The 12,332-nt window shown below is 47.5% G+C and carries 12 protein-coding genes; all 12 read right to left on the bottom strand.

Features of this window, described 5'->3' with window-relative positions; all coding sequences use genetic code 11:
• Window positions 1-308: 308 nt before the first annotated feature.
• The 12 genes from FYJ60_RS08690 to FYJ60_RS08635 all read right to left on the bottom strand — a co-directional run bounded on the left by FYJ60_RS08690 (window position 309) and on the right by FYJ60_RS08635 (window position 12,330).
• Window positions 309-1,070, bottom strand: coding sequence for an MATE family efflux transporter (locus FYJ60_RS08690; RefSeq protein ID WP_154458276.1), 762 nt, complete (start codon window positions 1,068-1,070; stop codon window positions 309-311).
• A gap of 197 nt (window positions 1,071-1,267) precedes the next feature.
• On the bottom strand, window positions 1,268-2,203 hold the full coding sequence (locus tag FYJ60_RS08685; protein ID WP_154458275.1) for a LysR family transcriptional regulator: 936 nt from the start codon (window positions 2,201-2,203) through the stop codon (window positions 1,268-1,270).
• 146 nt (window positions 2,204-2,349) lie between these two features.
• On the bottom strand, window positions 2,350-3,306 hold the full coding sequence (locus tag FYJ60_RS12645; protein ID WP_235903368.1) for a transcriptional regulator: 957 nt from the start codon (window positions 3,304-3,306) through the stop codon (window positions 2,350-2,352).
• Between the two features lie 186 nt (window positions 3,307-3,492).
• Window positions 3,493-4,176: an LPXTG cell wall anchor domain-containing protein gene (locus FYJ60_RS08675; RefSeq protein WP_205839039.1), complete on the bottom strand. Its 684-nt coding sequence runs from the start codon at window positions 4,174-4,176 to the stop codon at window positions 3,493-3,495.
• A gap of 25 nt (window positions 4,177-4,201) precedes the next feature.
• The gene (locus FYJ60_RS08670) at window positions 4,202-5,029 is read right to left on the bottom strand and encodes a BsaA family SipW-dependent biofilm matrix protein (protein WP_154458273.1); all 828 of its coding nucleotides are present in this window, start codon (window positions 5,027-5,029) and stop codon (window positions 4,202-4,204) included.
• The gene (locus FYJ60_RS08665) at window positions 5,010-5,516 is read right to left on the bottom strand and encodes a signal peptidase I (protein WP_154458272.1); all 507 of its coding nucleotides are present in this window, start codon (window positions 5,514-5,516) and stop codon (window positions 5,010-5,012) included. Before FYJ60_RS08665 ends, FYJ60_RS08670 begins: the two co-directional genes overlap by 20 nt.
• A gap of 26 nt (window positions 5,517-5,542) precedes the next feature.
• On the bottom strand, window positions 5,543-6,310 hold the full coding sequence (locus FYJ60_RS08660) for a BsaA family SipW-dependent biofilm matrix protein (protein ID WP_205839038.1): 768 nt from the start codon (window positions 6,308-6,310) through the stop codon (window positions 5,543-5,545).
• An 83-nt stretch (window positions 6,311-6,393) separates the two neighbouring features.
• Window positions 6,394-7,194, bottom strand: coding sequence for a BsaA family SipW-dependent biofilm matrix protein (locus FYJ60_RS08655; RefSeq protein ID WP_154458270.1), 801 nt, complete (start codon window positions 7,192-7,194; stop codon window positions 6,394-6,396).
• A gap of 63 nt (window positions 7,195-7,257) precedes the next feature.
• A complete protein-coding gene (locus FYJ60_RS08650; RefSeq protein WP_205839037.1) occupies window positions 7,258-7,863 on the bottom strand; it encodes a BsaA family SipW-dependent biofilm matrix protein in 606 nt (201 codons plus the stop codon).
• An 11-nt stretch (window positions 7,864-7,874) separates the two neighbouring features.
• Window positions 7,875-8,525 (bottom strand): hypothetical protein, encoded by a 651-nt coding sequence (locus tag FYJ60_RS08645; protein ID WP_154458268.1) that lies wholly within the window; start codon window positions 8,523-8,525, stop codon window positions 7,875-7,877.
• A 145-nt stretch (window positions 8,526-8,670) separates the two neighbouring features.
• On the bottom strand, window positions 8,671-11,307 hold the full coding sequence (locus FYJ60_RS08640; protein WP_154458267.1) for a SpaA isopeptide-forming pilin-related protein: 2,637 nt from the start codon (window positions 11,305-11,307) through the stop codon (window positions 8,671-8,673).
• 222 nt (window positions 11,308-11,529) lie between these two features.
• Window positions 11,530-12,330, bottom strand: coding sequence for a response regulator (locus FYJ60_RS08635; protein ID WP_154458266.1), 801 nt, complete (start codon window positions 12,328-12,330; stop codon window positions 11,530-11,532).
• Between the last annotated feature and the right edge of the window lie 2 nt (window positions 12,331-12,332).

The following is a 12,332-nucleotide window of genomic DNA, read 5'->3' as shown; positions in this document are numbered from 1 at the left end:
AAATATTTTATATCAGGTCAGTGTACCAATACAACATTTGCAGGGAGTAAAAAAGCTCAGAAAATGGCTTAAACACAACCATTCCTGGGCTCTTTTTATCTCGAAACTGTTGAAAACGGGATTTTAAGATTATTTTCCCCGGATTTCAACCGGATTTTCCAAAAATCCAAAAAACTGTCTGAAAAGGGTCAAATAAAAATCTAACTTCTACACCCCCATAGAAATAAGTCTTGCAAGATACCTGTTCTAAAAAAGCTGAAAGCAGGATTGTCCCGCGCCGCACGCTTCCGCAATCCTGCCATAGAACTTTATTTGAGACGGCCGGCAATCCCGATTCTCCGGTTTACTCTGCGTAGCATAATAACCGCCACAACTGCCGCGACGATTTCCCCTGCCGGAAGCGACCACCAGATTATTTTCGACGCATCGGCAGAAAAACTCAGAAGATAAGCCAGAGGAAGCGGAACCGCCAGAAGCCTTAAAACAGATATGATCAGCGAACCGGTTCCGGATTCCAGCGCCTGGAAAATTCCCTGCACGGTGATATTGACTCCGGCAAACACGAATCTGACGGAAATAATGTGCATCGCCCTGATGCAGAGCTCCTGCGTCTCTGCTGAAAGCCCGAAAATACCAGAAAGAGGACAAGCAAAAATATTCAGCGCGGCCAGGCCGGCAAGCATAATGATAATCGTGTAGATCAGCCCGTATTTCTCGCCTTCCTTTACCCGCTTTTTGTTGCTTCGTCCATAGTTGTAGGAAACCAGAGGCGTAATGGCATCACGGATGCCGAATTCCGCGAAATAAATAAACTGCTGGATTTTATAAAAAATACCGTAGGCTGTTCCAATCCGGTTTCCCCAGAGGTTGGAAGTAAGAAAGACAAAAACCCCCATATAAGACGCCTCGATCAGCGCTCCCAGGAACACCTGGTTTGTCATCGTGGAAAAGCCCCCGACATTCAGGTTAAAGCCTTCCTTAATCGCAATGTTGTACACTTCCATTCCATAGGCCATTGCATAGGACATGATCAGCCCGAATACAATTCCCTGCGTCTTTGTTTTTGGCATTGCTGCTCCCTCCTCTCAAAATCTGCGCAAATAAAAAGAGCAGCACGGAGATGTCTTCCAACGGAGTTTCGTCTTCCAACGTCCCTGCTGCTCTCGCAGACGGTCAACTGCTATTTGGCCGGATCAACCGGCGCTGTATCAAAAAATCAACAAAACGTATTATAAATCAAATATTTCTGAAAATGCAAGAAAAAATCTTATTCCTCTCCGGCGGATTCCTCACGGAGCACTTCTTTTAATTTTTCCACATACCGTGTCCCAATCTCACTGAGAACCATATTCTTTTTCGTCAGATAACCGATTTCCATCAGCATGTCCTCCTCCGGCGCGGCCGGCTCAAAGGGCACGGCAACAAATTCGCTGCCGTTTAGATCCTGAGAGATAATGCCGGAACAGAGCGTATACCCGTTCAGCCCGACCATCAGATTCAGCATGGTAGCCCTGTCATTGGCATGAATCACTCTCTCGTATTCACTGGTGCTCAGAATTTCCTCCGCATAGTAAAAGGAGGCGGCATCCCCCTGCTCAAAGCAGAGACATGGATACGCTTTTAACTCCTCAAAACGGATGGATTTCTTTGCCGCCAGCGGATGATGCGACCAGAGATAGACATACGGTTTGCAGCAGATTAGGGGATGAAAGGTCAGATTTGCGGTACGGAGAAGCTTTCCGATCGCAGAGCGGTTAAAATCACTCAGATAAAGAATTCCCAGCTCGCTTCTCTGGTCCGACACATCGGAAATCACTTCTCTGGTTTTGGTCTCCCGGATGGCAAAATCATACCCGGACGTATCGAATTCGCTGACCAGACTGACAAAAGCCTTGACGGCAAAGGAATAGTGCTGGGACGATACCCCGAATTTTTTTCTTCGGTTCTCCGCTTTTCCGAAATGCTCCATCAATTCCTGATACTGCATCCAGACCTGACGGGCATAGAGAATATATTCCTGTCCCTCGGACGTCAGCGTCATACCTCTGCCGCTGCGGCTGAAGATCTGAAATCCCATCTCCTTTTCTAATTCCTGCATGGAACTGGAAAGCGAAGGCTGGGATATGTATAGCTTTTCGCTGGCCTTGTTCAGTGAGCCGGTTTCTGAAATGACAATGGCATAATGAAGCTGCTGAATCGTCATAGGCTGCCTCCCCTCACGGCTGCAATAATTACTATTCATATCGTTTTTATATGTTTTTGGATTATAAATATTTATATACCGTTTTCCAAGGGGTGTCAACGGATGATGCAATAAAAGGACGCCAAAAGAAAGCCGGCTACCGTTTGTTACGAACCGCTTTTGTTTTTGATATTCGTATGGACAACAAACTCCCCATTCACTTTTTCAACATCAAAAATAAGAGGGATTCTTTCATCTTCCGGGACATTCTGCATTTCATGCATCCATTCGTGATAAGCGGCGACAAACCCGTCATGAATGATCTGTTCTGCGTTTAAGCGCTCCCGAATGGCATCCTCCAGTGTTTTCGTTGTTGCTATATAATACTTTTTTCCCTTAAAGCCGATGGTGACCAGATATTTTCCGTTTTTCTGGCGGTATACACCCCGGAATCCGCTTTTGTTATCTGCGCGGTGTTTCCTTTTTTCCAGTATTTCCAGGCAGGTTCCGTCAATAAAATGGAGCTGATTCGGAATGTTTTTCCAGATAATTTCTTTCTTAAAGCATCCGCAGCTTTTATAATTCCCATGTACAAGGCCGTCCTCGGTGACATCGATTTCATTGCCGCAGTCGCATTTGCAGTGCCAGTAGATCGACCCTTTCTTATCCCGTCTGTCCAGCGGATATTCGGCAGTCAGCCTTCCGAACCTTTTCCCGGCGATATTGTTCATTCCTCGGTATTTTGTCCGCTGCAGGCACCCACAGCTTTTGCATTTCCCTTCTTTTAATAATCTGGTGCTTACAATATGGATGTTTCCACAGTCGCACCTGCATTCCCAGGCAGTTCTACCGTTATTGTTGCTTACCCTCTTTATCGCAACCAGTTTCCCGAATCTCCGGCCGGTAATGTCCTCTGCTATCGTTCCTTTTCTGTAATATTTTTGGGGAACGCATCCACAATCCTTAACGGTTCCCCGGTTTAATCTTTTCGTGTTTACCTTAATGGTTCCGCCGCAGTCGCATTTACAAAGCCATAGATAATAACCGTCCTCTTTTTCCTGCAGCCTGTGCAAAACCGTTAATTTTCCAAAACGCTTTCCTGTTAAATCCTGTCGGTTCTGCATCCTGTCCCACCAGCCTTCCCTTCACGCTTCGCGCACCCGCACATATGTCTCCATGTGCCATAAAAGCGTGCTTTCCGCCTTGTTGTAATTTAAGTAATTATATCTAAAAAGGCATAAAATGCGTTATAAAATAAGCAACACAAGACTGTGCTGCTTTTTCGTTTCAACTTAATTTTTTAGAACCATTCAGACTTTTTTCTTTTTTGAAGCACCCAGCATAACCAGGAAACCCGCACATGCCAATATTGCGATAAAAAGGCCTGGATTGGAGGTATCTCCGGTTTTAGGCGGCTGAAGCGTCTGGGGAGGATTCGGTTTTGCATTCGGCTTCTTCGGATTCTGGACTTCCGTCACCATAAACTTCCAGTCATTTTTAGTCAGCAGATCGCTATATTCCAACCCGACATTCTTATCCAGCCCTAATTCCACCTGGATCCGGTCTGCTTTCCCCGGCTGATAAGTTCCCAGGTAAATGACATTCCTCAGATTTCCGCTGTCATACTCTTTTCCGCTGGCAGTCCCCTGGTACAAGGTTTTCGCACCGAACGTAACTTTCATGGAAATCAGCTCTAACAGTTCATCCTTCTTCTCGTCCTGCGGTACCGGAAGCACCTGCATGTAGAGCGCATAGATTTTCCTGGAACCATTTTCTATGTCCAGCTGATCGCTGTACTGCCCGCCGGGAACCATATTGGTGAAACTCATAAACCAGTTTCCATCATCTCCCCGAACATTATTCCAGACCATTTTTCCGTCCTGCTGCTCGAAATATAACTTTTTGACACCATCTGCATATGTCGGCGACACGTACAATGCCAGAAGGCATATTGCCAGCGAAAACATACACAAGGTTTTAATTATTTTCTTCATATTTTCCGCCTTACCGGGTACGCAGTTAAAGATCAGCCGGCTGTACCGCATGGTTCGCAAGATATTCCACGGCTTCCGGGCTGTCTTTCTCCGTCGCGAAAACAGCCTTTACCGCATCCGCAGTCGCCTGAACAGTCGTCGCGCTCACAAGCATTGTGTACTTTGCGCATTCATAATCAAAGGTACTGTTTCTTTCCACTGTTGTTTTCCATTTCCCCACATCCGTATCATAGTAAGTCGTTTTGGAAAGAATCGCGGGCTGAATCAAAGGATTCATCATTACAGAATCCACAAGCAGAGGCGAATTTTTATCCTTCTCAACCATTCCTATGTAATACAGCAGAAAATCGCCATTCTGATCAGGAACATCATTGACAAGAAGCCATTTCCCCCTGGCGTCATCTATCTTGTCAACGGTCTTTACTCCCAGATCTATATTGCTTTTCCTTCCCGATGCCAGAAGCACAACCTCTCCCCAATGGATCTGTGCGGCATATTGCTCTCCATCCTGTGTCCGGAAAGAAAGGGGAAAACTGCCTCCTTCGGATGGCGGAATGACCTCTCCATCTGCATCCGTAATATTCTCCTTGCGAATCCATTCCTGGTGTAAAACCGCCTTAATAAAGACCGAGACGGTTCCCTTATTGGAAATCCATACATCTTTATTGATCTCCTGTCCCGGCTTCCAGTTCTCCGGCGGGACAAATTCTTCTTCGATTTTTGTGTCATATCTGGCCGTCTTAAACTCATTGTGAACCAGAAGCTCCTGCGTCCAGTATGCAAATACTCCCCCCACGACGCACAATGCCAACAAGCCTGCCAGCCAATATGATTTATGTGTTTTTATTTTCATCTTTCTTCTCTCCTTTCTGCCCGGCATATATTTTTTCCAAGACATAATCGACAAGAAGAATCACCGCCATCCCGGCTATTGCCGCCGGTTCTTTCCCATATGTGACAAAATATCCGGCATATGGAATTGCAAAATCTGCTGCCTTTCCTACAATCTCATCCTCTTCAACCGGAACAGGATCCTCTGTGGAATTGCCGTCACCCTTGGTATTGACTGTCCTTGAAACTTCATTTACGGCAGTAATCCTATGCGTAACCAGCGAATTTTCCGCCCGAAACGTAACCACGTCTCCGGCTTTTAATTCCTCAAAATTACATGTATGGTAGTAGATCATGCTTCCCACCGGAAGAGCCGGTTCCATGCTTCCCGAAAGCACCACAACCGGGTGAAATCCTGCCAGGATCGGGGCGGCAATCGCCAGAAAAGCGACGATTGCCGCGATCACAATCCAGGACAATACCTTAAATAAATAAGTTAATCCCTTCATGAAACTCTACACTTCTGCCGGACGTCTTATGCCGGAGTCACAGCCCATCCGTTCTCCGCCGCGGCGTCAGCATTTGCCTGAAGCAGCTCCGTTGTAATGGTCAGGGTATAATTTGCCCCCGCCAGGCCTGCATTGGCACTATCCAGAGAAACAACCTTTTTCTGATACAGAACCTTGCCATCAGGAATAACATCCGGCGCAGACGTCAGGGTATAGTCCGCGTCCGTCAGATCTTCTGCAGTTTTAGTTGCATCTACCAGGGCATATTTCATTTCAGAGACTGCATAAGTGCCCATATTGGCGTCCTTGCAGAGCGTTACATAATCCATCAGTTGTGAAGTCATCTGGTCTTTGCCGAGTTTGGTTTTATAATAGAAATATCCATCATTCCCGTCCGTCCAAGAGCCATCCTCAACTCCTGCCAGATGCTTATAAACGGAGGAGCCGCCCGCAATACTGCTGTCCGCGCTAGCCGGGAAGAAATTCGCCTTGTCAGCAGAAGAAAGTTCTGTTCCGGCAATAACCTGACCGTCTCTCTCCCATTTTTCATCAAATTTCACTCTTACATACAGGTCGTAATCGCCTGTGTTTTTCGCCTGTACTTCCTTGGTTACCTGGCCGCCCGGCTCCCACTCGTTTTCCGGTGTAAACTTCTCGACCGTCTCTCCGCCGTATTTCTTTGTTGAAAACGGGTTGTCCACCGACATTGTTTTCATAAAATATGCCAGCGTACCTGCCACCAGCGCCAGGGCAAGCAGCCCTGCCATTATTTTAATTTTCTTTGTATTTTTCATATCTGTCCTCCATTCCGCCACCATTGGCTGGCGGTACTACAATTTCTTTCTTGCTTCAGCACCCGATTGCACTTCCTTCGCAGTTACTTATTCTGCGTCAGGTTCCAGTTGCATCCCGCCGGCTGTGCGGTTAAGCTGAATGCATCCTGCATGGCAGCGTCTGTAGCCTGTACCGTCTGTGTCGTAATCGTCAGAGTATAGTCTGCGTTCCCGTAACCCGTCTTATCCGGATCCTGCTTAGTAAGAACCATGTTGTGTGTCGCATTCTTCGGCATGTCTCCGGTATAAGCAACCCACTGTGTCGCGGGATCCGTGCCGATGGCATCCTCTGCCGGTTTGTCCGCTGCCGTTGTGTAATAATTTGTCACAATATAATTTCCCATATCCGCATCTTCCAGAAGCTTAACGGCATCCAGAAATGTTCCTGTCTCGCCGCCGGCTTTCAGATTCTGGTTGTAGTACCAGTATCCGTCTGCGGCATTGTAGACCCAGTTTTCCTTATTCAACGTCTTGGCTACAACTGAACCGATCTTCTCAACAAGGCCATCTGTCGCATTATCCTGTGAGGTGGAGTCATCCATACCGGCATTTTCCTTAACTGTTGCGCCGGTATCTTTATTTACCCACTTTTCATCAAATTTCACCCGGACCAGGACATCATAATCACCGGTATTCAGGACATTTACATCCTTGTTGATCTCTGCACCCGGCTCCCAGTTTTCTCCATCCTGCGGCTTGAAATCCTCCGTTACCTTGGTGTCATACTTCCCGGTGTCAAACGGATTTTCCACTTTCATAGTCTGATTAAAATAGGCAAATGTTCCGCCGACCAGCATAATCGCCGCCAGTCCGGCTGCTCCCGCTATTTTTGTGTTTTTTCTCATTGCTTTCTTCCTCCTTATGAATGAGCATTTTGCATATTTATTAAAACAGAGTGGAATTCTGCTTTAACCCTGGTTCCAGGAGACGGTGTCTTCCTCTATAGTCGGAACGGCTCCCCATTTCAGGAACTCCGCTCCTTCGGTAGCAGAGGAAGACTGCAGCAGCTCTCCCTCAATTTTCACATCATAATCCGCCTGGGAATAATCCGTTGCAATATGATGTTCATCGTTCCCGATTTCATCACTGATGGTCACAGACTTCAACGTAATGTCTGTTATCTGTCCCGGCGCAAGAACCTTGTTGTAGTAGTACCAGTCTCCGATTTTCGTCCAGCTGCTGTCGAAATCATCTGAAAAATTCAACAAAAAGCCTTTTGCAGCCTCCGGGTCTGCTGTTCCGTCCTGGCGTGTCAAAACAGGGGTGAACCTGGCGCGCAGCACGGTTGCCATCTTCCCGTCATTGCCGAACCGCACTTCCTTCTGCTTTTCTTCTCCGGGTACCCACTGATCCTTGGGATCAAACAGTTCGTTCAGATACACGTTTGCCTCTGCGCTCTGAAATTTATTGTCCATACTCAGTGAAGTGTTAAAATAAGCAAACGTACCGCCCAAAATGACGAAAGCAAGCAGGCCTGCCGCCATCCATATTTCTTTCGTTCTTTTCTTCTTCATTCCGCGCCTCGTTACTTCCATTCAACTGAATCACCGCTGACTGTGGCCGTTTTTCCAAAAATCGTGGAAGATGCTTTTTCATTCACTTCTTCGCTGTTTAATGTGGCATGGCTGTCGCTTACCTGCAGAAGCTCCATCCGGAAATAAAGCTGGTAACTTGCGGCTGCATAATTGTCTGAAGTGTTGATATCCGGAAAAGCCACGGAAGCATCCGTTTGCGGGAACGGAAAGGTAACGCTTTCCAGCACCGGATCTGTCTTTTCTCCCGGCTGTAAGATTTTTTTGTAGTAGAACCAGCCGTCTCCTCCGTCCTTCCACAGATCACTGTCCTGACCGAAGCCGCTCAGCCAGTGCTTGACCGCCACATCCTTTCCGTCTATCTGGTTATTTAACAGCAGGCCATTACTATCCCAGGTTTCCGCGTAAGCAACACGCAGAAAAGCTGCACAGGAACTGTCATTTTGAAAAGAGACACTTTTAGGAACTGTTCCTCGTGCTTCCGAATCGGGATCAAAAACCTCTTCGATTTTTGCGCTCATCTGATCCGCTTTCAGCCGGTTTGTATGATCAATCTTCCCCGACCAGAACGCGAGGCTGGAGCCCGTGATCAGCAGGGCCAGGCAGCCGAGGATGAATATGCGTAACTTTGCTTTCCCCTTCATGGTGCACAACTCCTCCCGTAAAAATATTTTTTCCTTGAACCATTCCCTCTCCGACAAACTCCTCGGAGCAGTTTTATTTACTTTCTGTTTCTGCCAGTTTTTTCACCGGAAGGAGTATCTGTCTTTCGGGAATGAAAAACATTTCTCACCGCTGGGGAGGCAGGAAAGCATTTTTCACTGCATCCGATACATGGAAATAAGGCTCTCCGGAGTACGAATTGTGCACGGTAATTTCAACATTCTCTCCCGGATGAACGACAATCTGGCCGCCCTGACAGGTTCCCTCTTCATAAACCGAAGTGTCTCCTGTCTCTGCGTCTATCGTGTACTTTTCATAGGTAATCCCCGACTGCGTATATTCCTTCGGCAGCACCTCCGCAATCTGAAGGGTTGTGGTTTTCAGGATTTCTATATCCGGGCTGTACTCATCATGTTTCAGCACCACCTCCGCATTTACCGACTGTCCATTGTCCTCCGCAGACGTGACCCGGAGGATAAACGCGTCATCCGCCAATGGAGCCTGGTAATTATCAATAAGCTTATGAATGTACACAAGTCCTACCGGCAGATTGGTATATGTGATCGTTAGATCATTGCCGGGGAATACATCAATCCCGCATAGTGAACCAAGACGACTGACAGAACCCGGATCTGTGCTGTTTCCGTTCTTCTCCACCTTCACCGAGCCGAATTTCATTCGAGCTCCCAACCGGTCGGGTAGATGTTCATTCAGATAAATCCTTCCGCCTGCCGCCGGAACAACAAGGGTATATTCCACCGTTTCCTCGTGTTTAAGATCCGTCTTTTCGTTCAGTTTCCGGAACTCCGTATCATCTTTATCCGGCATCTCGTATACAGCATTCTCACTATTCCCGAAAGACTCCGCCGTGATGGTATAGCTGAGATTCTTCAGATCGGACGGAACACTGTCATACTCATTGACAACTTTTTTGATAGTGATTCTGGCTGTATTGGGCGTGTTTTCAAAAATTCCGTCCCCATTGTATAAGAGCAACATATTGTTGAGATCTGTCTGCAGGTCAGCGCTGTGGCCCGAACCATGGTCCTGAACCAGCGCAGATCCATTAATAACCTTTCCTATCTGAACGGTAACAGGCGTACCCAGCCCTGAGCCATCCAGGTATATACTTTGGAAAGAGCTGTCTGTTCCGGCAAGCTCCTGCAGAGAATAGGTTCCCCATGGAAGATTATGGAATTTCATCCATCCGTCCTGACCCGTCGTCTGCCGGTCTGTTTTCTGCACCTGTTCCGCAGCTGTACTTCCGCCCGGCTGTCTGGTAACAGTAAAGGAGATGTCCGCGAGAGGAATCTCGCTGCCTGCCACTATTTTCCGGAACTCCAAATCGTACAGCAATCCTCGTACGTAAGGAACCTGGAATTCCGGGTTTCCTGTGTAACTTCCCATGTGGCAGTTCAGAACCGCTTTCTGATTGACCGGATAGCTCTCCGCATCTCCGACCGCACTGTTCATGTTCTGCGCGCAGCTGTGAAACCCTTCCTGCTCCGCCTTCAGATGCACCTTGTAAACCATCTGGTGAATGTTGTAGTAATAGCCTGTCAGTCCGCCGTCCTCCTTCACTTCCGTTCCGGTGACGCCGTTTGATTCAGGCTTCCAGGTGAGGGTACTGCCGGAAAAGCTGACTGTCCCGTCGCTGTTTTCACAGTCCTCATAGGTGATGTAATCTCCCATGCTGTCCTGGACAGAATCCGCCACAATGTCATCGACGCTGAAATAGATATTCTTTTTCTCCATCGCATCCAGGTCAATATCGAAAACCAGGCTGCCCCCGTTCTTATCGACGGATAGGGCTATAGTCTTGCACGCCAGAAAATAGATGCCCAGCGCTTTCAGATAAATAAAGCCCGTCCCATTCGAAGCGCTCGGTGTGTTTTCGTAGTAATACCAGCCCTTATACGTGTGAACAATCTTTCCGCCCCTGTAGTAGTGCACGGTCGCTTCAAGATCATTCCCCTGCCCTGTTTTCCCCGGATGAAGGATACTTGGATTGCCTTTATTGATGCCGCTGTACTGTGTGCCAATCTCCTGCTTGTGAAAACCGTTGGAGTTGGAAACGGCAAAATCCGATTTTGCCAGAATCTCATCCCAGGTCATCCTCTTGCTGATGCCCATATAGACGCGGAATTCATTTTCCACCCCAGTGGGAATGACATTTTTCTGGTAAAAAATATCATTGCTGCCGTTGCCGTCTAAATCGAAACCTTTTTTATATACCTGATCCGTTCCGGCATATTCCTCCGAAACGATCTGCCACTCATTTTTCCTTTCAATCGTTCCTACCGGATCCGGAGCCGAAACCGTATTTGACGCGGCCGCCGCCAGCCGGATGGTATTAGCTTTAGCCGCCGACGAATCACTGCCAACCGCCTGACGGCTCTCTTCTCCGGATTCCTGCGTCGGCTGATTTTCCGCGCCCATCTCCTCATTGGTTTCCGAGCTGTCCGGATTGGACTCTTCCGTCTTTTCCGAAGAATTGTTTTCTCCTGCAGCGTCCTCCGAACTCTCGGGTTCCGCGTTTTGTCCCTGTCCTGCCTGCCCGGCGTTTTGCTGCTCCGACGGAGTTTCCGTGCTATTCTCCCTTGTTCCCGCCGTCTGTTCTGGCCCGGTGTTTATCTCTGACATTGACGAGGAAGTCTCACTTGATGCGCTGGCCGGCATTGCGGCGGCAAACATCATAACCACAGTCAGAACCAACGCAATCCACTTTTTCTTACGCCGTTTTTTCTCTGATTGATTTTGCATCAGAAGCTCCTCCTGAAAAAAATTCAAGGATTTTCCATGGCAGTGCTTTTGCTGCCGGCAGGATTTACAAACCGGCCTGTGCATTCCGGTTCCTGTTGTGTCCATTATATAAAAGCCCTACCAACGAAAAACCAACAGGTCTGTGCAGCAAGAGCTTCATCGCCCCGTCCACGAGGGCAGAAGATGCCTGTAAAAAGCCGTAAAAAAAGGAATGGTGTTTTCTCACCATTCCAATCGGGATTCCTCATAAATAATATCCGCCAGTATGTATTCTCCCCACGAGTATTCCGATAAAAATTCCCCCTCAAATTGTTCCTGCCTGTCGTTTCTGTGATCCAACCACGAATAATAATCGCAGTCAAACAGGTCCACATTTGCCATCTGTCCGCTTCCGGTTGAATAAATAAGGTTTTCCAGCCCATATTTCTTTAGGCTGTCTTTCAGCCGTTTTAACGCATTATAGTACACCTTCATATTCACATTACTGTATTCCCGCGACTCCCAGATGGTCGTGTAGATTTCCTCATTACTGACTTCTTTTCCCCTGTTTACCATAATGAGCGCCAGAATTTCTTTTGCCTTTCCTCGCAGCGGCACGGGGACACCGTCTTTCATAACGGTAAATCTGCCAAACATTTTCACATAGACATTTTTTCTCTGTCTTTTTTCCAGCAGACGGAGCCGGTCCATCGTCTTTCGTAAAATTTCTTCATTATAAGGCTTGAGAAGATACCCGTCTCCTCCGATCTGATTTGTCTCACGCAGATAGCTGTCATATGCGGAAATAAAAACAATCAGCAACTGCGGCATGATCTGCCGCATCCTTTTCGCGCATTCAATGCCATCCATTCCCGGCAGCCGGATATCCAAAAAAGCGGCTTCATAAGAATTCGTCTGGGAGAATTTAACGGCATCTTCCGCAGTTAAAAATTTTCCCACGATGGAGAGATCCTCAATTTCTCTTCCCATACGTACAAATGCATCAATCATCAACTGCTCATCTTCGACAATAACAGCCCTCATAC

Source organism: Bilifractor porci, assembly GCF_009696005.1.
GTDB classification, from domain to species: domain Bacteria; phylum Bacillota; class Clostridia; order Lachnospirales; family Lachnospiraceae; genus Bilifractor; species Bilifractor porci.
Note: the sequence above shows the minus strand (reverse complement) of the source record. Positions and strands in the feature narration are given on the sequence as shown.